This is a genomic window from Dyella sp. Tek66A03 (genome assembly GCF_052567735.1).
Genome location: NZ_CP199584.1, coordinates 36086 through 58614, shown reverse-complemented (window position 1 = coordinate 58614; position 22529 = coordinate 36086). Strand labels below are relative to the sequence as shown.

The 22529-nt window shown below is 64.2% G+C and carries 24 protein-coding genes; 6 read left to right on the top strand and 18 right to left on the bottom strand.

Translation table 11 applies throughout. The features are described 5' to 3' along the window. Positions 1-95 precede the first annotated feature (95 nt). The 3 genes from ACT01B_RS00270 to ACT01B_RS00260 are packed head-to-tail and all read left to right on the top strand — an operon-like array spanning position 96 to position 5481. On the top strand, positions 96-3296 hold the full coding sequence (locus ACT01B_RS00270; protein WP_445145410.1) for an efflux RND transporter permease subunit: 3201 nt from the start codon (positions 96-98) through the stop codon (positions 3294-3296). Next, positions 3296-4720 carry an efflux transporter outer membrane subunit gene (locus tag ACT01B_RS00265; protein WP_445145409.1) on the top strand — a complete coding sequence of 475 codons (1425 nt, stop codon included), beginning with the start codon at positions 3296-3298 and terminating at the stop codon, positions 4718-4720. Before ACT01B_RS00270 ends, ACT01B_RS00265 begins: the two co-directional genes overlap by 1 nt. Beyond that, complete coding sequence (locus tag ACT01B_RS00260) at positions 4717-5481, top strand: SDR family oxidoreductase (RefSeq protein WP_445145408.1); 765 nt, start codon at positions 4717-4719, stop codon at positions 5479-5481. Before ACT01B_RS00265 ends, ACT01B_RS00260 begins: the two co-directional genes overlap by 4 nt. A 21-nt stretch (positions 5482-5502) precedes the next feature. On the opposite strand, the gene ACT01B_RS00255 is transcribed toward ACT01B_RS00260, so the two are convergent. The 12 genes from ACT01B_RS00255 to ACT01B_RS00200 form a co-directional block, all read right to left on the bottom strand. Next, the gene (locus tag ACT01B_RS00255; protein WP_445145407.1) at positions 5503-5964 is read right to left on the bottom strand and encodes a GNAT family N-acetyltransferase; all 462 of its coding nucleotides are present in this window, start codon (positions 5962-5964) and stop codon (positions 5503-5505) included. A 17-nt stretch (positions 5965-5981) separates the two neighbouring features. Next, positions 5982-7154 (bottom strand): AI-2E family transporter, encoded by a 1173-nt coding sequence (locus tag ACT01B_RS00250; protein WP_445145406.1) that lies wholly within the window; start codon positions 7152-7154, stop codon positions 5982-5984. Next, complete coding sequence (locus ACT01B_RS00245; RefSeq protein ID WP_445145405.1) at positions 7151-7441, bottom strand: hypothetical protein; 291 nt, start codon at positions 7439-7441, stop codon at positions 7151-7153. Before ACT01B_RS00245 ends, ACT01B_RS00250 begins: the two co-directional genes overlap by 4 nt. Beyond that, entirely contained in the window at positions 7438-7905 is a 468-nt protein-coding gene (locus tag ACT01B_RS00240; RefSeq protein ID WP_445145404.1) for an ABC transporter ATP-binding protein, read from the bottom strand. The genes ACT01B_RS00245 and ACT01B_RS00240 overlap by 4 nt, the downstream gene beginning before the upstream one ends. A gap of 27 nt (positions 7906-7932) precedes the next feature. Then, entirely contained in the window at positions 7933-8298 is a 366-nt protein-coding gene (locus tag ACT01B_RS00235) for a DUF883 family protein (protein ID WP_445145403.1), read from the bottom strand. 89 nt (positions 8299-8387) lie between these two features. Further along, positions 8388-8543, bottom strand: a complete 156-nt coding sequence (locus ACT01B_RS00230; RefSeq protein WP_114240942.1) for a DUF1328 domain-containing protein — start codon at positions 8541-8543, stop codon at positions 8388-8390. 128 nt (positions 8544-8671) lie between these two features. Then, positions 8672-9292, bottom strand: a complete 621-nt coding sequence (locus ACT01B_RS00225) for a YbhB/YbcL family Raf kinase inhibitor-like protein (RefSeq protein ID WP_445145402.1) — start codon at positions 9290-9292, stop codon at positions 8672-8674. A gap of 58 nt (positions 9293-9350) precedes the next feature. Continuing rightward, positions 9351-10445, bottom strand: a complete 1095-nt coding sequence (locus tag ACT01B_RS00220) for a PQQ-dependent sugar dehydrogenase (protein ID WP_445145401.1) — start codon at positions 10443-10445, stop codon at positions 9351-9353. Between the two features lie 38 nt (positions 10446-10483). After that, on the bottom strand, positions 10484-10888 hold the full coding sequence (locus ACT01B_RS00215; protein ID WP_445145400.1) for a DUF3224 domain-containing protein: 405 nt from the start codon (positions 10886-10888) through the stop codon (positions 10484-10486). Positions 10889-11023: 135 nt separating this feature from the next. Beyond that, positions 11024-12028, bottom strand: coding sequence for a YheT family hydrolase (locus ACT01B_RS00210; RefSeq protein WP_445145399.1), 1005 nt, complete (start codon positions 12026-12028; stop codon positions 11024-11026). Continuing rightward, the gene (locus ACT01B_RS00205) at positions 12025-12843 is read right to left on the bottom strand and encodes a lysophospholipid acyltransferase family protein (RefSeq protein ID WP_445145398.1); all 819 of its coding nucleotides are present in this window, start codon (positions 12841-12843) and stop codon (positions 12025-12027) included. The genes ACT01B_RS00210 and ACT01B_RS00205 overlap by 4 nt, the downstream gene beginning before the upstream one ends. 324 nt (positions 12844-13167) lie before the next feature. Beyond that, entirely contained in the window at positions 13168-13644 is a 477-nt protein-coding gene (locus ACT01B_RS00200; protein ID WP_445145397.1) for an Lrp/AsnC family transcriptional regulator, read from the bottom strand. 150 nt (positions 13645-13794) lie between these two features. Between ACT01B_RS00200 and phhA the strand changes: the two genes are divergently transcribed. Beyond that, positions 13795-14685 carry a phenylalanine 4-monooxygenase gene (phhA, locus tag ACT01B_RS00195; RefSeq protein WP_445145396.1) on the top strand — a complete coding sequence of 297 codons (891 nt, stop codon included), beginning with the start codon at positions 13795-13797 and terminating at the stop codon, positions 14683-14685. Between the two features lie 176 nt (positions 14686-14861). Continuing rightward, on the top strand, positions 14862-15479 hold the full coding sequence (locus tag ACT01B_RS00190) for an OmpW/AlkL family protein (RefSeq protein WP_445145395.1): 618 nt from the start codon (positions 14862-14864) through the stop codon (positions 15477-15479). Between the two features lie 78 nt (positions 15480-15557). On the opposite strand, the gene ACT01B_RS00185 is transcribed toward ACT01B_RS00190, so the two are convergent. After that, complete coding sequence (locus ACT01B_RS00185) at positions 15558-16241, bottom strand: RES family NAD+ phosphorylase (RefSeq protein WP_445145394.1); 684 nt, start codon at positions 16239-16241, stop codon at positions 15558-15560. A 116-nt stretch (positions 16242-16357) separates the two neighbouring features. Further along, on the bottom strand, positions 16358-16756 hold the full coding sequence (locus ACT01B_RS00180; RefSeq protein ID WP_445145393.1) for an MbcA/ParS/Xre antitoxin family protein: 399 nt from the start codon (positions 16754-16756) through the stop codon (positions 16358-16360). 151 nt (positions 16757-16907) lie between these two features. Here ACT01B_RS00180 and ACT01B_RS00175 point away from each other — a divergent pair, with 151 nt between their 5' ends. Next, entirely contained in the window at positions 16908-17444 is a 537-nt protein-coding gene (locus ACT01B_RS00175) for a hypothetical protein (protein WP_445145392.1), read from the top strand. A 153-nt stretch (positions 17445-17597) separates the two neighbouring features. Here ACT01B_RS00175 and ACT01B_RS00170 read toward each other — a convergent pair whose 3' ends face one another. The 4 genes from ACT01B_RS00170 to ACT01B_RS00155 form a co-directional block, all read right to left on the bottom strand. Beyond that, entirely contained in the window at positions 17598-19409 is a 1812-nt protein-coding gene (locus ACT01B_RS00170) for a DUF885 domain-containing protein (protein WP_445147549.1), read from the bottom strand. Positions 19410-19426: 17 nt separating this feature from the next. After that, positions 19427-21088: a SulP family inorganic anion transporter gene (locus ACT01B_RS00165; protein ID WP_445145391.1), complete on the bottom strand. Its 1662-nt coding sequence runs from the start codon at positions 21086-21088 to the stop codon at positions 19427-19429. Beyond that, positions 21085-21702 carry a ParB-like protein gene (locus tag ACT01B_RS00160; RefSeq protein WP_445145390.1) on the bottom strand — a complete coding sequence of 206 codons (618 nt, stop codon included), beginning with the start codon at positions 21700-21702 and terminating at the stop codon, positions 21085-21087. The genes ACT01B_RS00165 and ACT01B_RS00160 overlap by 4 nt, the downstream gene beginning before the upstream one ends. Positions 21703-21787: 85 nt before the next feature. Then, entirely contained in the window at positions 21788-22492 is a 705-nt protein-coding gene (locus ACT01B_RS00155) for a helix-turn-helix transcriptional regulator (RefSeq protein WP_445145389.1), read from the bottom strand. Positions 22493-22529: the final 37 nt, after the last annotated feature.

Below are 22529 nucleotides of genomic sequence, written 5' to 3'. Positions count from 1 at the left end.
GGCCAGGGAACCTGCAACCTCGCGTTTGAAGGATGCATCTCCCAAATCCCCGCCCAGCGCGGGAATGGTGCCAAAGAGCAACCAGGACGAATGCAATGAAAATCGCCCAATTTTTCGTGGACAGGCCGATTCTGGCTGGCGTCCTCTCCGTGCTGATCGTGATTGCCGGCGGCATCGCGCTGTTCCGGCTGCCGATCAGCGAATACCCCGAAGTGGTGCCGCCCACCGTGGTGGTGCGCGCCAGCTATCCCGGCGCCAACCCCAAGGTGATCGCCGAAACCGTCGCCACACCGCTGGAAGAACAGATCAACGGCGTGGAAGGCATGCTCTATACCAGCTCGCAGTCCACCAGCGACGGTGCGATGACGCTTACCGTCACGTTCGCGCTGGGCACCGACCTGGACAATGCCCAGGTGCAGGTGCAGAACCGCGTGGCGCAGGCGCAACCGCGCCTGCCGCAGGAAGTACAGCGGCTCGGCGTGACCACGCAGAAGAGTTCACCCGACCTGACCATGGTGGTGCATCTGATCTCGCCGGATCAGCGTTACGACATGCTCTACCTGTCGAACTATGCGCGCCTGCACATCAAGGACCAGCTGGCCCGTCTCGATGGCGTTGGCGACGCGCAGATTTTCGGTGCTGGCGAATACAGCATGCGCGTATGGCTCGATCCGCAGCGCCTGGCCGTGCGCCAGTTGACCACCGGTGACGTCGTGCACGCGATCGAAGAGCAGAACGTGGCCGTAGCTGCCGGTGCGCTGAACGCACCGCCAGGCCCGAACAGTGCCGCCTTTCAGCTCAACATCAACACGCAGGGCCGCCTGATCAACGAGGAAGACTTCCTCAATATCATCGTGCGCACGGACACGAACGGCGGCGTGACCCACCTGCGCGACGTGGCACGCGTCGAGCTTGGCGCCGACAACTACGCGCTGCGCAGCCTGCTCAACAACCACCCCGCGGTGGCGTTGCCGATCTTTGCCCGCCCGGGTTCCAACGCGATCCAGATTTCCAACGAAGTGCGCGCCACGATGGCGGCTCTGAAGAAGGACTTCCCGCAGGGTGTCGACTATCAGATCGTGTATGACCCGACGGTATTCGTGCGCGGCTCGATCGAAGCCGTGGTGCATACGCTGTTCGAGGCGATTGCGCTGGTCGTGCTGGTGGTGATCCTGTTCCTGCAGACCTGGCGCGCGTCGGTCATTCCGTTGGTGGCCGTTCCCGTCTCGTTAATCGGCACTTTCGCGGTGATGTTGCTGGTGGGCTTCTCGCTCAACGCGCTGTCGTTGTTTGGCCTGGTGCTGGCCATCGGCATCGTGGTGGACGATGCCATCGTGGTGGTGGAGAACGTCGAGCGACATATCGAGCATGGACTCTCGCCGAAGGAAGCGACGCGCAAGGCGATGACCGAAGTGACCGGGCCCATCGTGGCCACGGCGCTGGTGCTGTGCGCGGTGTTCGTGCCGGCCGCCTTCATCAGCGGCCTCACCGGCCAGTTCTATCGCCAGTTCGCGCTGACCATCGCGATCTCCACGGTGATCTCCGCCTTCAATTCGCTCACCCTTAGCCCCGCGCTGGCCGCCCTGTTGCTGCAGGAACGCGGTGCACCGAAGGACAAGCTCAGCCTCTTCATCGATCGTGCGTTCGGCTGGCTGTTCCGTCCGTTCAATCGCTTGTTCGAGCGCAGTGCGAACGGTTACGTGGGTGGCGTGAAGCGCATCCTGCGTTCGGGTTCGATTGCCCTGGTGGTCTATGGCGGTTTGGTGCTGCTGGGCCTGTTTGGGTTTGCGCATGTGCCGACCGGCTTCGTACCGCCGCAGGACAAGCAGTACCTGGTGTCGTTCGCGCAGCTGCCGGACGCCGCGTCGCTCGACCGCTCGGAAGACGTGATCCGGCGCATGAGCGATATCGCGCTCAAGCAGCCGGGCGTGGAGAGCGCGGTGGCGTTCCCGGGCCTGTCGATCAACGGTTTCACCAACAGCACCAACTCGGGCATCGTGTTCGTCACGCTCAAGCCGTTCGAGGAGCGTCGTGACGCGTCGCTATCGGCCGGTGCGATCACGGCGGCCCTGCAGCAGAAGTACGCCGGTATTCAGGACGCCTACATTGCGATTTTCCCGCCTCCGCCGGTCAATGGACTCGGCACGATCGGCGGCTTCCGCCTGCAAGTGGAGGATCGTTCCGACGCCGGCTTCGAGGAGCTGTACAAGCAGACGCAAGGGCTGATCCAGGCCAGCACCAAGGTGCCGACCCTGGCCGGCCTGTTCTCCAGCTATCAGGTGAGCGTGCCGCAGATCGACGCCGATGTGGATCGCGAGAAGGCCAAGGCCGAGGGCGTGGACCTGGCCGATGTCTACCAGACCATGCAGGCCTACCTCGGCTCGCTCTACGTCAACGACTTCAACCGCTTTGGTCGCACCTACCAGGTGAACTTGTCCGCCGAACCGAGCTTCCGTCATGAACCGGAGGACATCCTGCGCCTGAAGACGCGTAGTGCCAGTGGCGAAGCGATTCCGTTGGGCTCGTTCGTGACCATTCGCCAGAGCGTGGGTCCGGATCGTGTGCAGCATTACAACGGCTACCCAACCGCCGAGATCAATGGCGGTGCGGCACCCGGCTTCAGCAGCGGCCAGGCGCAGGCCGCCATGGAGAAGCTGGCCCGCGAGAACCTGCCCAACGGCATGACGTTTGAGTGGACCGAGCTGACCTATCAGCAGATCCTCGCCGGCAACACCGCGATCCTGGTGTTCCCGTTGTGCGTGCTGCTGGTGTTCCTGGTGCTGGCGTCGCTGTACGAAAGCCTGCTGCTGCCGCTGGCGGTGATCCTGATCGTGCCGATGGTGCTGCTGTCTGCCATCTCCGGTGTGTGGTTGTCAGGTGGCGACAACAACATCTTCACCCAGATCGGTCTGATCGTCTTGGTGGGCCTGGCGTGCAAGAACGCGATCCTGATCGTGGAGTTCGCCCGCGAAGCGCAGATCATCGAAGGCATGGATCGCACCCAGGCCGTGCTGGAGGCCGCTCGCCTGCGCCTGCGCCCGATCCTGATGACCTCGTTCGCTTTCATCATGGGCGTGGTGCCGCTGGTCACCTCGCACGGCGCGGGTGCGGAAATGCGTCATGCGATGGGTGTGGCGGTGTTCGCCGGCATGCTGGGCGTTACCTTCTTCGGCCTGATCTTCACCCCGCTGTTCTACGTGCTGGTGCGCGGCTGGAGCGAACGCATGAGCGAACGCCGCCGTGCCCGCAAGGCCGCTCACGCGAGCCTGCCGGCACCTGCTTTGGAGAATCACTGATGAAAATGCTCACCGCACTTGCCGCCTCGTTGATCCTGGCCGGCTGCGCCAGCGTCGGGCCTGACTATCACGCGCCGGTGGAAAAGCCGGTTGCCGTGCATGGTGTGAATGGCCAGCAGGAATCGACCGAGGGTTTCCAGGCCAACTGGTGGAAGCAGTTCAACGATCCGACGCTCGACGCGCTGATTCAGCGCGCCGCGCAGAACAGCCCGGATCTGAAGATTGCGTACGCCCGCCTGCGTGAATCGCGTGCCTTGCTCGGGGTCGCCAAGTCGCAGCAGATTCCCGATGTGGAAACGGTGGCGAACTATTCGCGCAGCCGCGCCCAGCAACCGGGCTTCACCGACCAGCGCACGACCATCACGAGCTACCAGGCGGGCTTCGATGCCAGCTGGGAGATCGATCTGTTTGGCGGTGTGCGTCGCTCGGTGGAGGCGGCGCGCGCGGATGCCGGCGCCAGCGAGGCCTCGTTGCAGGATGCACAGGTGACGCTGTTCGCCGAAGTGGCGCGTTTCTACTTCGACCTGCGAGGCGCCCAGCTGCGCATCGATGTGGCGAACCGCGATATCGAGAACCAGCGCGAGTCGCTGCGCTTGATCCGCGCCCGTTCCGATATCGGCACGGGTTCGGAACAGGACGTGGCCAGCGCCAGCGCGCGACTCAGTTCGGTGGAAGCGCAGTTGCCGGTATTGCAGACGCTGGCACAGACCGATACATCGCATTTGGCCGTCTTGCTCGGTGAGCGACCGGGTGAGTTGGACATCGACCTTTCGCCGCAGAAGTTCGCACCCATCGACGTCGCCCTGCCTATTGGCAACGCGGGCGACGTGCTCACCCGCCGCCCGGATATCCGCATCGCGGAGCGCGACCTGGCCGCGGCCAATGCGCGCATCGGTGTCGCCAAGGCCGACTACTACCCGCACATCACCCTGGGCGGGTTTCTGGGCTTCCTGGCCGGTCGCAGCAACGATTTTGGCGGGCCTTCCTCGCGCGCCTGGACGCTGGCACCGAGCATCTCCTGGTCCGGGCTCAACGTGCAGCGCGTACGCTCCAACGTCAGGGCCAGCGAGGCGCGCGCCGATGCGGCATTGGCGAACTATCAGCGGACTGTGTTGCAGGCGCTCGAGGACGTGGACAACGCCCTGGTCAGCTACAACCTGCAGCGCGACCGTGTACAGAAGTTGATTGACCAGGTCGCGCAGAGCCGACGCGCGGCCGACCTGGCCCGCGTCCGTTACAACGAAGGCGCCGCGGACTTCCTGCAGTTGCTGGACGCCGAGCGCACCCAGCTGGCGGCGGAGGATGCGTTGGCCGACGCGCAGGCCTCGATCAATCTGCGCGCCGTCTCGGTGTACAAGGCCTTGGGTGGTGGCTGGCAGGCTTGCGCCAACGAGCGTTGCGATCAGCTGGCCACCGCTCCATGAACACCATGGCGTTTCCCACCGGGTTGGCGCGGCGGCGTTCCACGCTGATCGAACCGGAACTGGCGCAGCGCGTTGCCCTGGTCAGCGGTGCCAACCGCGGCCTGGGACTCGAGGTGACGCGGCAACTGGCAGCTAGCGGCGTGACTGTGCTGCTGGGTTCGCGCGACGCATCCGCGGGCGAAAAAGCGGCACGGCAGCTGCGTAGCGAAGGTGGCTTCGTTTTCGTGGCGCCGCTGGATGTGACCTCGCCCGCCGATGTGCTCGCGCTCGCTACACGTATCGAACGCGATTACGGGCGTCTGGATATCCTGGTGAACAACGCCGGCGCGTATTTCGATGCCGGCAACGAGGCGTCCTCCGTCGATATGGATATCGTGCGGCAGGCGTTGGAGATCAACCTGCTCGGCGCGTGGCAGCTGACCGAGGCGATGCTGCCGCTGATGCGACGTCACGGCTACGGCCGCATCGTCAACGTGTCCAGCGGCTGCGGCGCCATCGAGAGCGAGTGCGCCAGCTGCCCGGCCTATCGCGTCTCCAAGGCGGCCTTGAACAGCCACACGCGGATGCTGGCGACGGAGCTGAGCGGCAGCGGCATCCTGGTCAACGCTGTCTGCCCCGGCTGGGTCGCCACCGATATGGGTGGCCATGGCGGCCGCCCCGTCGCCGAAGGCGCCGCTGGCATCGTGTGGGCGGCGACGCTTCCCTCCCGGCCCGCGATCAACGGCGGCTTCTTTCGTGATCGCGTGCGCATCGATTGGTGACGTCCTGCGCGGGCGCCATGATCAAAGCATTTTGCGATACACGATAAAACCGGACCTGTCTGCCAGCTTGTCATAGAGCTGCATGGCGGTCGCGTTGGTCTCGTGGGTTTGCCAGTAGACGCGCGCCGCGCCGGCTTGCGCGGCCTGTGCATAGACCGCCTCGATCAGCGCGCGCCCGACCCCCATGCCGCGCGCCGCTGCCACGGTGAACAGGTCCTGCAGGTAGCAACTGTTGCCCAGGCTGGTCGTGCTGCGGTGGAACAGGTAGTGCGTCAGGCCAAGCAGCTGACCGTCGCGCTCGGCAACCCATGCATGCACGGGTTCGTCGGCATCGAGAAAGCGCGCCCAGGTCGAGAGCGTGATCGCCTCTGGTAATGCGGTCGATCCGCTGCGCCCGTAGAACGCGTTATAGCCGTCCCATAGCGGCTTCCAGGCGTCGTAGTCCTGTTCGCGTACCGGCCTGATCAGAAGTTTGGCACTCACCTGACCTCCTAAGCGCGTCAGCGTTGCACCATCAAGGCAAACCAGCGCCAGCCGCGGATGCGTTCGGCCACCAGCTTGGTGCTGGTCAGCATCGGCACGGCGAGCAGGGCACCGGGTATGCCCCACAGCCAGCCCCAGATCAGCAGCCACAACAAGATGGCGATGGGGCTGAGACGCATGCGGCGCCCCTGGATCATCGGCGTGATCAGATTGCCTTCAAAGGCCGTGATGCCGGCAAAGGTCAGCGCCGGCAGCAGCGCAGGACCCGCATCGTTGAAGTTCATCAGACCGACCAAGGCGAGCACCGTCGTCGTGGTGATCGCGCCGACATAGGGAATGAAATTGGCCAACGTCGCTACGGCGCCCCACAACAACGGATCGGGCATGTGATAAAGCCATAGCATGCCCGCGGTGATCGTCCCCAGCATCACGTTGATAAGCGTGGTGGTAAGGATGTAACGCGAGACTTCGGTCTGGATGCTGCGCACGATGCGCACCGCGTGTCGCTTGTAGCCGAAGCTGGGCGCCGCTTCCACCAGCCGGCGCAGCAGCATGTCGCCATACACGAGGAAGAAAAACACCAGCAGTACCACGGTGAGTATCGCCGCCAACACCTTCGGTGTACTGGCCACGACGTCCCACGCATTGATCGCCAACGAGCCCTGGGAAGCCGGGGGCGTACGCGAATTCTGTCCGGCCACCAGGCTCTGGGTGGCACGATTAGCCGCCTCCAGTGGCTGGATAAAGGTCTTGAGTTTCGGCAAAAAGCTGCGGATCGCGGCGGGCGCTTCGTGGAACCAACCCAGTGCCGGCTGCGTGAGCTTGCCAAGGCCGCTACCGATGCCGGCGATCAGCCCGATCATCAACACGCTGGCGCAAAGCCAACGGGGCAACCCCAGGCGCGCACCACTGGCGACAATCGGGTTCAGCGCCAAGCCGATAAAGGCCGCCAGCACCAAGGGAATCAACAGGCCCTTGGTCAGCGTAATCGTGTACATCAAGGCCAGCAGCAAGAGCAGATTGAGTGCGACACGAATGCCGCGCAAATGACGACGTGCATTGCGCGCGCGCAGCAGGCGATGCGCGACCACGCGTGGCTCCTGATACGACATCATCGGTACGCCAGGTATCGGCGTACCTGCCACGTCACTCGAGGTGGCGGGCGCGGTGGGCGGCTCGGATCGACTCATGAGGGGTCGAAGCCGCCTTGGGAGAATTCGGCGATCAGCCGCGCCGCCTGGGCAACCAGTTCGGCCACCGTGCCACTGAGCAACGCTCCCAGTCCGGGTACACGCAAAGGGTGCACATTGAGCTGACCCAGGACGAAGCCGGCACCAGCTGCCACGCCCACGGTGGTAAGTGGATAGCGCTGCCCACGCGACAACAGCGCCTGGGCAGGAACAGCCAGTTCCTGGCGTGCCTCCTGCGATCGCGCCTGCGCCGCGCGAACGGCGTGCAGCTGTTCAAAGATGGTCATGGTGCGTCCTCCGGGCGGGACTCACCCTGTGGATCGGGACGACGCAGGGCGTCGCGCATCATCGCATTCCATTCACCCCGCGTCGCGGGCAGGCTCATCCAGTGCATGCAGCGGCGAAACAGCAGGATTGCCCCCAGCAGGAAGGCCAGTTCGAACAGGGCGAGCGCCACCAGCGCCCAGGCCCAGGAATCGAACCACTGCGCCAGCAACCAGCCGAGCAGGCAGAGCATGGTGAGGCCCAGGCCCACGCCGGCCACCGTCGCCACCAGGGCCGCCGCCAGGATCCAGTGAACGGCGCTGCGCGCCAGCCCGAGCTCCGCGACCAGCAAGTCCAGCTGCGCGCCGAACAGCTTGCGAAAGGCGCGCCCCAGCCGGCCAAGATCGTCCAGCAAGCCAGGCGGCGGTGGCGCTGGCGGCGCCTCGTCGGGTGTGGCGGGCGCGTCATCGCGTCCGGTCTGGTCCATCCGCTGCCCTCGTCGGCTTGCCGGGTATTAGCGACGCAGTATGCGGCCTAGCAGCCAGCCAGCGCCAAGGGCGATGGCCACCGATTGCACCGGTTTCTCCCGTACGTAGTCGCGGGCCTTCTCGAGCCATTCGTCGGCGCGATCCACTGCCCCGTCATAGGCCTCGCGGCCGCGCTCACGGTATTCTCCGGCCTTGGCATTGGCGCGCGTGGCGGCATCGGCCGCTTTGTCGGTGGCGTGGTGCAAGCTCTCTTCGACGTGATCGGCGGCGCGTTCGACGGCTTCCTTGGTACTCGCCACGGCACTGGAGGTCGCCTGCTTGACGCGCTCGGCGCGCTCCTCGATACGCTCGGCGGTGCTGCTTTCCTCAGGCGCCTGGACCTGCTTGTTCATGACGTTCTCCGGTAAGGCGGTGGTTTAATGGAACCAAGGGTGCGAGCCGGGCGCGCGCCGGGGTCCGCCTGGACCCGGCGCGCTGCCGCTCAGCTGGCGCGGCGAAAGAACGCGATAACCGCGAGGATCAGGAAAATGATGAACAGGATCTTCGCGATACCGGCAGCGGTACCAGCAATGCCGGTGAACCCGAACAAAGCCGCGATGATGGCGATGACCAGAAAAACCAGGGCGTAGTGGAGCATGGTGCGTTCCTCGTGACGGGGCTGCCGACCGCCCCTTAATCATTCACCCACAGCGCATGCCTTGCGGGCGTGAAGAGAGCGCCATGCGGTCATCACGTTGGGCGCCGTTCATGTTTTTTGCCAGGCGATCAGTCCAGCGCCGGATTGAGCGAATAGCTGCCCATCAGCTCCGCCTCGGCCAGCACATGGCCGTCCATCGCCGCACGCAGCTCGGCGATGGTGAAGCCATCGGCAAGCTTGAGATGTTCCACGTCGAGGGCATAAAGGCGGAAGTGATAGTGATGCACCAGCGAATCGTTCCACGGCGGGCAGGGGCCGTCGTAACCGAGGTATTCACCACGCATGTCCGGATCACCCGCGAACCATCCGGTGTAGTCATTGATGCCTTGCACGCTACCTGGCGGACCGTAGGGAGCACGCTTGCCGCGCGCCACGATGCCTTCGCTGCACGCGCCTTCCGCCAACTCGCCGCATTCGACCGGGATGTTCGCCATCAGCCAATGCACAAACTCTACCCGCGGCAAGTCCGCCGGCACGCTACGGCCCTCCTGGTTGACGTCATCGGGCTTGCTCGGCACATCGACATCGATGCAGGTGAGCACGAACGAGCGCGCGGTCAGCGGCGCCTCCTTCCAGGCCAGATGAGGGCTCAGGTTGTCCGATAGCGCCACTGGCGCGGCGCGCTTGGCAAAGGCGAGTTTGGGCGGAATCGGCTGGCCGCGTTCGAAATTGTCACTGCGAAGTTGCAAGGCTGTTCTCCTGAAACGTTAATCTGGATTCATGCATCACCGCCCTGGCGGCGCTGCCCTAGGGCGTTTGGTAGGTCACCCGATAGACCGCGCCGGCAAGGTCGTCGCTCACCAGCAGGCTGCCATCCGGCAACGGCTGTACGTCGACCGGGCGGCCCCACGCCTTTTCGTCCTCTTGGAACCCTTCGATCAGCGGCTCATAAGACACCACCTTATCGCCGTTGAGACGCACCGTCATCACGCGATAGCCGGATTTCTTCGTACGGTTCCACGAACCGTGTTCGGCGATAAACAACGCGCCCTTGTAGCTGGGCGGGAACGGCTTGCCCTCATAGAAACGAAGACCCAAGGAGGCCACGTGCGCGCCCAGCTTCAGTACGGGTGGCGTGTAGTCCTTGCAGTTCTTGCCCTGGCCGAACTCCGGGTCGAGCGTGTCGCCCTGGTGGCAATACGGATAGCCGAAATGCTCGCCAACGCGACTCAGCTTGTTGAGTTCGTCACTGGGCATGTCATCGCCCATCAGGTCGCGACCATTGTCGGTGAACCACAGTTGCCCCGAACCCGGTCGCCAGGTGAAGCCCACCGTATTGCGAATGCCATAGGCGACATCCTCAAGACCGCTGCCATCGGCATTCATGCGCGTGAGCTTGGCGTAGTCATGGCCTTTGTCGCAGATGTTGCATGGCGCGCCGATCGGCACGTAGAGCTTGTTGTCGGGGCCAAAGGCGATGAATTTCCAGCCATGATGCCTGTCGGTGGGAAATTTGTCGTAGACGACCTGCGGTGTCGGCGGATCATCGAGGTGATTCTCGATGTCGCGCAGCACCAGGATCTTGCTGACTGCCGAGATGTACAGGTCGCCGTTCTTGAATGCCACGCCGACCGGCAACTGCAGGCCACTGGCAATCACGCGCACTTTGTCGGCGTGACCATCGCCCTTGCTGTCGGTGAGGGCATAGACCTTGCCCGCATCGTTCGAACCTACGAACACCGTGCCCTTGGCGCCCAGGGCGATTTCCCGCGCATTCGGTACCTGGTCCGAATACACCGCGATGTGGAAGCCCTTGGGCAGGGTGAGCTTGTCCAGGGACGGGGCGGCAAGGATCGCGGGAGCCGCCAAGAGGCCAAGCAAGGCAACGATCAGCTTACGCATGGATGAGACTCCGTCGGCTTGTGCCGGGCTGTCATGGCTCAGGCTAGGTCGGGTAGCGAGTACTCGAAATCGTAGGAGTGCACGCCGTTGGCGATCGCGATCTCGAGCTTGCCGCTGATCCCGCTCAGCGCCCCGGTGCCCGAGTCCGGTACCACCGAGATCGAAAGCTCCGGCGTTCCACGATGCATCGTACCCGTGTGCTGCAACGCGAAACTGCCGCTGCGGCCGTGCAGGTTCGCGCTGATGCATTCCATGGCTACATAGCCGGCGGAACCATCGATCGGCGTGCCGACGGCAAGCATCTGGCCCTTGCCGGAGCCGTCCAGGTCGCCACGGTAGTGCTTGACCAGCGCCAGGCGCCCGATGCCGGGATCGCCGACGCCTTCCTGATCGGTTTGCGGCGACATCGTTACGTCGAACGTCCCTTTGGCATGCCTGCTCATAACCGTGTCCTCTGGCGATTCGCGGAACAAGGCGCCCATACCGATCTTCCTTCGGCGCATGACGGAGCATCGTCGTACCCACCCTAGCGGGTGTCAACGATGCTCCGGCAACAAGACGTCAGTAGCTGGCCGTGCTCAGGCCGCCGCGATCGCGTTGAACCGCGCGGCGATGTATTCGTCGGTGAAACTGGTCATGTCCCAGCCGCGGATAAACCCACAGTGCCCGCCGTAGTCCGAGATATCCAGCTCGACGTTGGCCGATAGCTGCAACTTCTCGAACGCGTCGACCGGAATCACCGGATCGTCGCGCGCGGTGAGGATGGTTGCCGGCACGTGCAGGCCGGCAAGCGCCTGGCCAGCCACCGAATAGCCGTCCAAATAGGCTTCGAGCGAACCGAAATCCGTGTGCCGCGACACCAGCGAAGCCGTCAGCCCACGCAGGCTCTGCTTCAACTCGGCGAGCTCGAAATATTCCTGATGCGGAAACGCCGCTTGCTTGGCCTGCAAGGAGCGCCGCCACTTGTGCATGAAGTACGCCTGGTAGAACCATGGCGCGGCTTCCTCCAGCGAAAACAGGCCTTCGCTGGGATCGATGATGGGACACACCGCCAGCGCGTAACTCAACGGCAGGCCCACGGCCGGTGCGCGCAAGGCCGCGCGCAGCGCGAAATTGCCACCGAGCGAGAAGCCCGCAAGCGCCATCGGCCGGTTCGGGTAGCGCTGCGCGATATCCAGCAGCGCATAGACCACCTCGTCGATGCGACACGAATGAAACAGCGCTTCGTTGAGATTGTGGCTATCGCCGTGATCGCGAAAGTTGAGCCGGAAGACATCCCACCCGTCCGCCAGCAAGCGGCTGCCCGTCTGCAACACGTAGGTGGAGTCGACGCTGCCTTCCCAGCCGTGGAACAGCACCGCGAGGCCGCGCGACGGGGACGGCGTCTTCTGCGCGGTGTAGGCACCCGTGAGTCTTACCCCATCACCACCGTCGACCAGTACCGGCTCGGCACCGTCCAAGACGGTCTGCGCAGCCTTGGGCAACAGCACCCGGCGCACGCCGCTCGAGGACAGCATGGTCTGGATGTGGCCGCTGCGTAGCGGCCACGGTGGCTGGAAATCCTTTCCTTTCGGCAGACTCATGCGCGGCTGTCGTGGGTCGGCTTGTCTTCCAGTGCCAGCGCGATGCGCTCGCGCGACAGTTCGGCCATGCGGCGACGTGCATCCGGCGTGCCCGGTACGGGTTCGAGGAAATGCACCTCGACATCGAGCGGCGCGTCGCCGAGCAAACGCAGGAAGTTCTGCAGGAAATTCTCATGCTCGCGGAAACCGGCTTCGACCACCCGTCGACCGTCACGCGCAAAACGCAGCGCCACGGGCTGTACGGGAACGTCGGCATCCAGTGCGGCCTGGAAAATACGCGCGTGGAACACCCGCAGTACGCCGTTGTGGCCGGTGCCGCCCTCCGGAAATACCGCCACCGAGCGCCCGCCCCGCAAACGGTCCACCATCACCTGCATGACCGCCGCCAGCGAATGATTGCTGCCGCGACGGTGGAAGATGGTGCCGCCAGCGGCGGCCATCCAGCCCACCAGCGGCCAGCGGGCGATCTCCGCCTTGGCGACGAAGCAGGCCGCGCGCTGGCTGTGCAACAACTCGATGTCGAGCCAGGAGGTGTGGTTGGCCACAAACAGCACCGGATCGGCGAGCGGTTTGCCCACACGCACCGAACGCAGGCCGAAAATGCGCAAGAGCGACGTGGACCACCAACGGATGGTGCGGTGCGGGAACGGCTCGCGGCCGTTCTTCATCACGGCGTTGCGGCCCAAACTCAGGACAAACGCGCACAGCAGGACGCCAAGAATCGCGTGCAAAAACAACAACGGTACGCGCCAGGCGTAACGCAGGGGTCGTATCAAGTCGCGGCGGTCCGGGGCGGAAACAGTGTCGGTGTTCATCAGTCTGGTTAGTTTAGCGTTAGTTGAAGCCCCTGCGACTTAGGGATGCTCTGATCAATTCAACGAGGGTGTCACCGGCTCTGTCTGCCCGCAGATGCGTGTTGCGTCGGCGAAGGCAGGCTGGCCGCCTGCCGAGACGGCGCGGCGCGCAGCTGCGGGCAGACAGAGCCGGCCCTTCGGGTGATGTCCGGAAAGCCCGCAGGCCGCGGTGCGCGGCTTGCCCAGGCAGCCAGCCTGCGCGGCGCCGCGCCCCACACCCCGCGGGCTTTCTGGACATCATGCCACCCTCGTTGAATTGATCAGAGCATCCCGAATCCTCCGCCTTCAACGTTCAAGTTGGGCCAAGGGCAAAGCGGCCGAACGCTTGACGGTACGAAGGACGAAACTCGAATTGACGTCGGCCACCCCCGCGGCGTTCAGCAAACGGTCGAGCAGGAAGCGCGAAAAGTCCTGAAGATCGGTCACGTAGACGTGCAGCAGATAGTCCATATCGCCGGTCAGCGCATAACAGGCCACCACTTCGTCCCAGCCATTGACCAGCCCTACGAAGTGCTCCACCGCCGCACTCTCATGCTTGGTGAGCTGGACGCGCACGAAGGCCTGCAGGCCCAGGCCGATCGCCTGCGGGTCCACCTGGGCGGTGTAACCGGTGAGGATGCCCTCCGCTTCCAGGCGCTGCAGCCGGCGCAGGCAGGCGGAAGGCGACAGGCTGACGCGTTCAGCCAGCTCGGCATTGGTAATGCGCCCTTCGCCTTGCAGTACGGCCAGGATGCGCAAATCAGTACGATCCAGGGTCGTCATGGCAATAAAATTCCGCCGTATCTGACTAGATGCACTGATTATTGCGCACATGATCTGAATCAAAGCAATAAAACAATCATCGTGTGCGCCATCGGCCATATGCTGTGGCATCCCCAGTGACATGCTGGCCTGCGCCATCCGGAGCCCTCCATGAACACCACGCCGCGCCGCGTCGAACACCATCAGACCGACCGGGGCTATGTGCCGGTTTACGCCACCGGTGTGGTCGAGCAGCCCTGGGCCGACTATTCCCCCACCGACCATGAGGTCTGGGACACCTTGTACCAGCGCCAGCGCGACCTGCTGCCAGGGCGTGCCTGCCAGGAATTCATGGATGGCGTGGCCCGCTTCGGCCTCGGCGATGGGGGTATCCCCAAGTTCGCCGACCTGAACAAGGTGCTCGGTGCGACCACGGGCTGGGAACTGGTGGCGGTGGAGGGCCTGTTGCCGGACGAGGTGTTCTTCGACCACCTGGCACATCGCCGCTTCCCCGTCAGCTGGTGGATCCGCAAGCCCGACCAGCTCGACTACCTCAGCGAACCGGACCTGTTCCACGACCTGTTTGGGCATGTGCCGTTGTTGCTCAACCCGGTCTTCGCCGACTACATGCAGGCCTACGGGCGCGGTGGCATGAAGGCGTTCGCGATCGGCCCCGAGGCGCTGATGAACCTCACGCGGTTGTACTGGTACACGGTGGAATTCGGCCTGATCAACACCAGGGACGGCATGCGCATCTACGGTGCCGGCATCGTCAGCTCCAAGGGCGAATCGATCTACTCGCTGGACTCGCCCTCGCCCAATCGCATCGGTTTCGGGCTGGATCGCGTGATGAGCACGCGCTACCGCATCGATACCTACCAGCAGACCTATTTCGTGATCGACAGCTTCGAGCAGCTGTTCGAAGCCACGCGTCCGGACTTCACGCCGATCTACGCCACGCTGCGGGAACAGTCCGCCCACGCGGCTGGCGATGTCCTGGACACCGACCGCGTATTCACGCGCGGCAACCGTGAAGGTTGGGCGACCAACGCCGATACCTGATCGCTAGACGGATAGAACGTTTCAGAGCGGCCCGCCTTGTCAGCGGGCCGCTTCGTTTTGGCGCCACGCCAACTGCGTCCGTATGCCCCAGGTCGGCATGACCTAGGTCAAAACCGCTCAATGGGATCCTAACGACCATGGCCTCGTCCCGATAGACAAAAGAGCGGAAAACTCCCATGAAAGCACTACTTCCCCTGTTCATCGCCACTGCCTTGGGTGCCATCGCCGCACCTGCCGCTCACGCAGATACCAATGACAACTGGGTCGTACGCTTCGGCGCCCACGTGGTCGATCCCAAGAGCAACAACGGCACCCTCGCCGGCCTCAAGGCCAGCGTCGACAGCAGCGTCCGTCCATCGGCCAGCCTCGAGTACATGATCACGCCAAACCTAGGGGTGGACGTGCTCGCCGCGTGGCCGTTCGAGCACGATGTACGGCTGTCGGGTATCGGCAAGGTCGCGCAGACCAAGCAACTGCCGCCCACGGTCGGGTTGAATTACCACTTCATGCCGCAAAGCACCTGGTCGCCGTTCCTTGGCCTGGGCGTGAACTACACGAACTTCTTCGACACCAAGGGTGCCGGTGCCTTGCAAGGCGCCAGCGTCAGCATCGCCAACAGCTGGGGCGTGGCTGCGCATGCAGGTATCGACGTCACCATCAATCCCAAGTGGATCGTCACCGCTGACGTGCGCTGGATCAACATCAAGAGCGACGTCAAGGTGGGCGGCACCAAGGTGGGCACCGCCACCATCAATCCGATGGTCTACGGCATCAGCCTCGGCTATCGCTTCTGATCGCCTACGCTTGATGGCATGGATGCCAGACGGGCCTCCCTTACGGGAGGCCCGTTCTTTTTTCAGGAGTGGTCGCCATCAACCGCGCTTCCACTCGTCGACGGTAAGTACCTGGGCGATGCGCTTGCCATCCCAGCGGTACATCAGGTGTTGCGCCTGCACGCACGGCGCAACGCGGTCCGGATAGAACACCGCCACGCATTCACCGCCTCGATGACGCACGCTGTCGTAGACGAGACCATCGGAGCCTTCACCGCGTAACCGCCGCGCCAGGGTTATGCCGGCAGCGTAGCTATCCGGATCGTGTTCGGCGCTCCAGCCGCCACGCAAATCGTGCAACCTGGTCTGGATGCTGGTGCGATAGCAGCGCATTTCGATATCGCATGCCGCTTCAGCAGTGGCGGCAAGGAAGCGCTCGCGGTGATACACCGTTTCCTCGACCGCGGTGGCCACGCTGTGCGCGGCGTAGAACACGCCCCAACTGCCGTCGGAAAAGCGGCTCCCCTCGGGATTGAGGTGGGTGAACGCGGCCATCACCGGCGTCGTACCGGGTCCGCTGACGCGTCGTTCCGGGGGCACCAGGCGCAGCTCGCCCAGCTCGTCGCGCAGGCGCGGATTGGTCATCGCCTCAATCGCGTAGAGCGCATCGAGATCGCCGGGCTCGGCAATGCGATCGAACACGCCCACCGGCGGAAACCGACTGGGCACAATGCGATAGGCCTGGTTCCAGCGGATGCGTTTGAGCGGGGGATGGTCGGCCATGACGTGTCGTGCCCCGGGCGATCTGCTGGAGGGATGAGTATGCAGGGCCGGCGTATCGCCGGCTGCGACGTGCCCCGCAGCACGCCATCACCGGGCGGCCAGGAAGGTAAGCGGGTTCAGTTCCAGCCGCGCTGGGCATCCAGGTATTGGCGAACCACGTAGAGGTCGGCGACATTGCCCGACAACATGCGCTGCAAGGCGGACTGTCCCCCGAACAAAGTCGCCTGGTTGGCGCGATGAACCCAGCTGTCGGCCTGCTGCGGATCGGGAAACAGGATCTGCAGGTTCTTGAAGATGCCTAGCAGATAGCTGATGCGTTCGAGTACGTCGCGGCTGAGCGTACCGCTCTGCAAGCGCTTCCACTTGTAGAACGTGGACTCCGGCGGATCACCTAGCAGGCGCCGCTGATCGGCCATGCGCAGGTTCCAGCGTTCGGCAAGGTTGAAGAATGCCCGCAGCGCGGGGCCGCCCAGATCGGCGCCAGGAATCGTTTCAGGCTGGAGATGAGCTGCCATGGCTTGACTCTCCCAGTGAAGTCAAGGCCAATTGTACTTTACTGGTGCATCTTTGCCAACCGTCGAGGTCGACGCCCCATCAACCATCCGACCCATGCCATGGGCCCCAGCCTGGTCGCATACTCCGCGCACTTGCGAGGGAGGAATCGCCATGCGCACCAGCGTCATCGTGGCCCTGCTTATGGGGCTCTCCTGCACCACCCATGCCGAAGTGAAGGAAGCTGGCCCCGACCACTTCCTGTCGCAAAACACGCGCACGGTGCACGTGGCGCCGGCCAAGCTCTATGCCGCGCTTATCGATATCGGGCATTGGTGGAACGGCAAACACACCTACTCCGGCGATGCCGCACACCTGAGTATCCAGGCCGAGGCCGGTGGTTGCTTCTGCGAGCGTTGGAATGATCAAAGCGTCGCGCACGGCCGCGTGATCTGGGCCAGCCCGAACCATCTGCTGCGGCTGGATACCGCGCTGGGTCCGCTGCAGAACATGGCGGTGCAAGGTGTGATGACCTTCGTGCTCAAGCCGGCGCCGGATGGCACGACGCTGCAATTCGAATATCGCGTCAATGGCGCCAGCAATAGCGGCCTGGACAAGCTCGCGCCGGACGTCGATGGTGTGATGATGGAGCAACTGCAGCGCTTGCAGCGGTTTGCGGAGAGCGGCAAGGCGGATGCGGCGGGGCCGTGATCTTGCTTGCTTTCCACGCTGGAATGACTGGGTTGGTTGCAAGTGCGGCCGGCTCTGGAGCTCACTAGAGAGCTCTCTCTGAAACGACGCTTCCGCAAGATTGGCCCCTCACCCCAGCCCTCTCCCCGAAAGGGGAGAGGGAGTAAGGAAGGGTTACGGGGCCTTGGTTTCCTTGGCGCAATCGCCGCTGAAATCCGGCTCCGGGCCGCCGTCGGCGATGAAGCGATCGATGCGCTGTTCCAGTACGGGCAGGGGTACCGAGCCGATCTGCAGCACCGTGTCGTGGAAGTGACGGATGTCGAACTTGCTGCCTAGCGCCTGCTCGGCTTTCTGACGCAATTCGAGGATCTTCAGGTAACCCAGCTCGTACGACAGCGCCTGACCCGGCCAGCTGATGTAGCGGTCCACTTCGTTGGCGATCTCGCGGTCGGACAGCGCGGTGTTCTGCGTCATGAAGTCGATGGATTGCTGGCGCGTCCAGCCCAGATGGTGGATGCCGGTATCGACCACCAGACGGGCCGCACGCCACATCTGGTAGGTGAGATAGCCAAAGCGGTCATACGGCGTCTTGTAGATGCCCATCTCGTTGCCGAGATACTCGGAATAAAGCCCCCAACCCTCGCCGTAGGCGGAGATGTAGCCCTCGCGACGGAACGCTGGCTGGCCTTTCTGCTCGGCCGCCAGGGCCAGCTGCAGCGAATGGCCCGGCGCCGACTCGTGCAGGGTCAAGGCCGGCATGTTGTAGAGCGGCCGGGATGGCAGGTCGTAGGTGTTGACCAGGTAGCTGTTCGCGCCGCCACGCCCGGAGGTGTAGTACGGCGCGATGTCGGGCGACACCGGCACGATGGCGAAGCGCTGGCGCGGCAGGCGGCCGAATTCCCTGCCCAGCTGCGCGTCGACCTGCTTGGCCACCCAGGCGGTGCGCATCAGCAGTTCGTCAGGCGTCTTGGCGTAGAACTGCGGATCGGTGCGCAGGAAATGCAGGAAGTCGGCGAAGCTGCCCTTGAAGCCGGTCTCCTGCATCGTCTTGACCATCTCGGCGTGGATCTTCGCCACCTGGTCGAGGCCGATCTGATGGATTGCATCGGGGCTGAGGTCGAGCGTGGTGTATTCGATGATCTGCTGGCGATACCAGGCCTTGCCATCGGGCATGGCTTCCGCCGCCAGCGTGGTACGCGCCTTGGGCATGTATTCCTTGCGGAAGAAGGTCAGCAGGTTGCCGTAGGCGGGAATCACCTTGCTGGCGACGGCTTGGCGCGCTTCTTCCTGCATCTTCGCCGCATCGGCAGGCGCGATCGAGGCCGGCATCTTTTCGAACGGCTTGTAGAAGCTGCTCTGGGCGGGATCTTTCAGCTCGGCGACGGAGGCAATCGATACGTCACGGCCGTCCAGTACCGCGCGAGGCACGGTGAAGCCGCGTGCCAGGCCATCGCGCATGTTGGCGATCTGCTGCTGGAAATAAGACGGGACCTGGCCGAGGCGATCGAGGTAACGGCGATAGTCCTTCGCCGTACGCAGGTTGTCGCCCTCGAGCACATAGCTAAGCTCGCTCCAGAACGCCGAGTCGCTGTTGAACGGCATCTGCCACTGCTTGAACTGCTGGGCGGCGAGCAGGTTCTGGATTTGCGCGCGGTAGACCGCGTAATTGACCTGTTCTTCGGCCGTCAGGTGCTTTGAGTCGATGCCATCGAGGCTGGTCAGCACTTTCTGCCAGTAGTCGAGCCGCTTCTGCTGGTTGGCCGCGTCCACGTTGTCCAGGCGCGAACCATTGGGCTGCGCCTCGCCCGAGGTGCTGATGCCGGATTGCCCATTGCGCCAGGCCCATTCCTGCTCATAGATCTGCCTGAAGCGGGCGTCGGTGCTCTGATCAGCGGTGCCCTGATCAGTGGTGCTCTTATCAGTGGTGTTCTGATCGGCCCAGACCGGTGCAGTCAGCGTGAGAGCGGCTGCAGCCAGCCAGGTCATGCGCATTGCCTTGTTCACTAAGGGTTTCCCTTGGCCGAGGATGAGGTGGATGAGATTGCCGAAACTGCATCCTCCACGCTCCAGTAGTCCAGCGCCTGTGGCGAAAGCTGGGGTATCGCCAGACGCGAGAGTGCGTCGCGGGCGGCGTTCTTCAATCGTGCCACGCGCAGCTCGATGCCACGAGCGCTGAGCCACGCAGCAAAATCGCTCACCGCTTCGAGCGCGGTGCCGTCGAGGTCCGGGCACTCCTCCAGGCTCAGGATCACCCGCTGCAGACCCTGACGTGCTTCGACACGATGCCGCGCCTGTGCGAGCACCGCCTCGGCATTGACGAAGAACAGCGGCTCCTCCGGCCGCACGATCAACATGTCCGGCGCTTGGACGGCTTCCGGATGCTGCTCGATGTCCACGAAATCGTGGCCATTTCCTAATCGACCCAACACGCTCAAACGAGGCGTCGCCAGCTGGCGCAACAGCATGATCAGGCTGAAGGCGATGGCGAACAGCAGGCCGTTGAGGATGCCCAGCGACAGCACCGCCAGCACCGCGGCCAGCGCCACCAGGCGGTCCCGGTGCCAGCGAAAATACGGTGCGAAGGTCGACAGCCGCATCGATTTGCTTACCGCGTGAATCACGATGGCGGCCAGCACCGGCTGGGGAATCCGCTCGATCCAGCGCAGCAGCAGGCAAACCATCAACAGCACGCAGGCTGCCGCCACCAGGCCGGAGAGGCGCGAACGGGCACCTGCGGCCTCGTTGGCCGAGGTGCCTGAGTAGCCCGCACCTACCGGCATGCCGTGCAGCAGGCCGGAAATCGCATTCGCCAGGCCCAGCACGGCGAGATCGCGGTTCGTGTCCACCTTGTCGCCATGCTTGAGGGCGAAGCCGCGGATCGAGCTGTACGACTCGGCGTAGAGAATCAGCAGCAGCGCCGCCGCCAGTTCCACGCTGGGTAACCACTGTCCACTGCTTGGCCAGGTCGGCCACGCCCATTGCGGCGCCAGCTGAATTTCACCGGTCAATGGCACGCCTCGCTGCGCCAGCCAGCCCGATGCCGCCACGCCCAGCACGATCACCACCAGGCTGCCCGGCACGCGCCGAAACCATTCGCCGGCGAACAGCAGGGCCAGCGCCACGACGCCACAGCCCAAGGTCACCAGGTGCAGCCCGGCCGAATCGCGCAACAGTCGGACCAACAGCAAGGGCACGAAATCGCCGTGTAGTTCCGGCACACCGATCAGGTGCGGCAGCTGCTTCAGCGCGATCACGCAGGCAAGCCCGAAGGTGTAGCCGCGCAGCACAGGCCGTGCGATGAGATGTGAGAGTCCGCCCAGGCGGGCGATGCTGGCGATCAGGAAGCAACCACCGGTAAGCAACACCAGGGTGGCCGCTATGGCCGCTCGCGATACCTGGCCGCTGCCCGCCATGGCCAAGGTGCCGGCCGCCAACACCGCCGCCGAGGACGAGGTGGCCGATACGATGGCGAAGCGACTGCGTCCGAGCAGGCCATAGCAGGCCAGACCGACAAACAAGGCGATGACGCCCGCCTGGGGTGGCAGGCCGGCAATGCCGGAATACGCGACGGCCTCAGGCAACAGCAAGCCGGCAATGGACAGTCCGGCCAGGATGTCGGTACCTGTCGTGCTGCCTGTCGGTGCGACTTTCAGAACGGCGCTCATTCGCTGGCGCCGGCCCAACCCGGCAAATAGGCCGCCGCGTGCCCATGCGCCAGCAACAAAGCCTGCTGCATCACCTTGGCGCTGACCTTGCCCCCTGGCAGCTGCAACTGGCGGCGGTAGAAATCCGCCCACAGGAATTCCGCGTAGGGCATGGCGTCTTTGGAGTAGCCGTCGGCTTCCCGCGCGCGGGCCGCCAGTGTGCGGTACGGATCGTCGGCGAGCTTGTCCAGGCTGGCCGGGATGTCCTCGTAACTCATGCGGTTGCTGTGCTGGTCGTACGGATGCGCCCAGCGGTTGAATTCCATGGTGCGCCAGAACACATCGGGCTCCAGCCAGGAAAAATCCCTTTGCACCATCACCGGCACGGTTTTCACGCCCTCTTCCAACAGGGCGAGGCCGAGGTGATGGTGATCCACGATATAGATCTTGCCCTTGGGTCCGACCACGCCGGGAAACCAGTGCGCTGCGATCAGCTCTTTGCGCTTCTTCTTGCCGAGGTTGCGCCAGATGTCGCGCTTCTCGGCGACTTCAGCCTTGCCCACTGTGATCTGGGTGGGGCGTAGCTTGTCGGGCGCCACCGATAGCAAGGGATGAGGCACGTGGGGCGTGGACATCGGCGGCTCCTTTGGCAAGAGGTCACGCCGAGGGTAACTGAATCGACGCAGGCGCTGCGTGTCCCATCCACGCAAGGATTTGCGCCTATTCCATGCCTTCGTAGTAGCCACGCATGGCATGCAGATACGCATCGAGATTGCGGCCTTCCGCCTCACCGAAGCGCTCTCCGGTGATGGTGCATTGGGCAATGCGGTCCGGGCGAAAGTTACGGAAGCCGACGCGGAGCCGGCACCAGCTGCCGAGTGTCCAGGCACCGCCCCAGAACGCCAGGCACAGTGGCTCGACCTCGCGGGTGCTGGTGCGGCCGGCCTCGTCGCTGTACTCAAGGCGCAGCACCTGACCGTCACAGATCGCCGCATTGAGCCGATCGATCAGCGCGGCGAAATCGGTCTTGCTCTGGTCGCGCCAGATCGGCGCATAAATGCGCGTGCGTCCTGCCCGTTCGCGCAAGTCGGGAGGCAGCACCGCCTCGATTTTCAGCAAGGCGGCCTGGGCGCTTTCCGCCAGCTTCTTCCCGGCGAAGGCGCGCACGAAGCGCGTGCCGACCACCAGCGATTCGAGCTCGTCGGCGGTGAACATCAGCGGAGGGATATCCGAGCCCTTGCGCAGGACGTAGCCCACGCCGGCCTCACCTTCGATGGGAACGCCCGAGAGCTGCAGGTCAGCCACGTCACGGTAGACCGTGCGTAGCGACACCCCCAGCGTGCCCGCCAGCTGGCGCGCCTGCAGCGCAGTGCGGCGGCCACGCAGGGCATGAATGATGAGGAAGAGCCGGTCGGCGCGACGCATCGGCGCATGATGGCCGAGCGGCGGGCGGCGGGCCAGC

Bases quoted from the DNA above. Each gene is read 5' to 3' on its own strand.
- ACT01B_RS00270 (WP_445145410.1), top strand. From the start codon at position 96: ATGAAAATCGCCCAATTTTTCGTGGACAGGCCGATTCTGGCTGGCGTC.
- ACT01B_RS00265 (WP_445145409.1), top strand. From the start codon at position 3,296: ATGAAAATGCTCACCGCACTTGCCGCCTCGTTGATCCTGGCCGGCTGC.
- ACT01B_RS00260 (WP_445145408.1), top strand. From the start codon at position 4,717: ATGAACACCATGGCGTTTCCCACCGGGTTGGCGCGGCGGCGTTCCACG.
- ACT01B_RS00250 (WP_445145406.1), bottom strand. From the start codon at position 7,154: ATGAGTCGATCCGAGCCGCCCACCGCGCCCGCCACCTCGAGTGACGTG.
- ACT01B_RS00245 (WP_445145405.1), bottom strand. From the start codon at position 7,441: ATGACCATCTTTGAACAGCTGCACGCCGTTCGCGCGGCGCAGGCGCGA.
- ACT01B_RS00240 (WP_445145404.1), bottom strand. From the start codon at position 7,905: ATGGACCAGACCGGACGCGATGACGCGCCCGCCACACCCGACGAGGCG.
- ACT01B_RS00235 (WP_445145403.1), bottom strand. From the start codon at position 8,298: ATGAACAAGCAGGTCCAGGCGCCTGAGGAAAGCAGCACCGCCGAGCGT.
- ACT01B_RS00230 (WP_114240942.1), bottom strand. From the start codon at position 8,543: ATGCTCCACTACGCCCTGGTTTTTCTGGTCATCGCCATCATCGCGGCT.
- ACT01B_RS00220 (WP_445145401.1), bottom strand. From the start codon at position 10,445: ATGCGTAAGCTGATCGTTGCCTTGCTTGGCCTCTTGGCGGCTCCCGCG.
- ACT01B_RS00215 (WP_445145400.1), bottom strand. From the start codon at position 10,888: ATGAGCAGGCATGCCAAAGGGACGTTCGACGTAACGATGTCGCCGCAA.
- ACT01B_RS00210 (WP_445145399.1), bottom strand. From the start codon at position 12,028: ATGAGTCTGCCGAAAGGAAAGGATTTCCAGCCACCGTGGCCGCTACGC.
- ACT01B_RS00205 (WP_445145398.1), bottom strand. From the start codon at position 12,843: ATGAACACCGACACTGTTTCCGCCCCGGACCGCCGCGACTTGATACGA.
- ACT01B_RS00200 (WP_445145397.1), bottom strand. From the start codon at position 13,644: ATGACGACCCTGGATCGTACTGATTTGCGCATCCTGGCCGTACTGCAA.
- phhA (WP_445145396.1), top strand. From the start codon at position 13,795: ATGAACACCACGCCGCGCCGCGTCGAACACCATCAGACCGACCGGGGC.
- ACT01B_RS00190 (WP_445145395.1), top strand. From the start codon at position 14,862: ATGAAAGCACTACTTCCCCTGTTCATCGCCACTGCCTTGGGTGCCATC.
- ACT01B_RS00185 (WP_445145394.1), bottom strand. From the start codon at position 16,241: ATGGCCGACCATCCCCCGCTCAAACGCATCCGCTGGAACCAGGCCTAT.
- ACT01B_RS00180 (WP_445145393.1), bottom strand. From the start codon at position 16,756: ATGGCAGCTCATCTCCAGCCTGAAACGATTCCTGGCGCCGATCTGGGC.
- ACT01B_RS00175 (WP_445145392.1), top strand. From the start codon at position 16,908: ATGCGCACCAGCGTCATCGTGGCCCTGCTTATGGGGCTCTCCTGCACC.
- ACT01B_RS00170 (WP_445147549.1), bottom strand. From the start codon at position 19,409: ATGACCTGGCTGGCTGCAGCCGCTCTCACGCTGACTGCACCGGTCTGG.
- ACT01B_RS00165 (WP_445145391.1), bottom strand. From the start codon at position 21,088: ATGAGCGCCGTTCTGAAAGTCGCACCGACAGGCAGCACGACAGGTACC.
- ACT01B_RS00160 (WP_445145390.1), bottom strand. From the start codon at position 21,702: ATGTCCACGCCCCACGTGCCTCATCCCTTGCTATCGGTGGCGCCCGAC.
- ACT01B_RS00155 (WP_445145389.1), bottom strand. From the start codon at position 22,492: ATGCGTCGCGCCGACCGGCTCTTCCTCATCATTCATGCCCTGCGTGGC.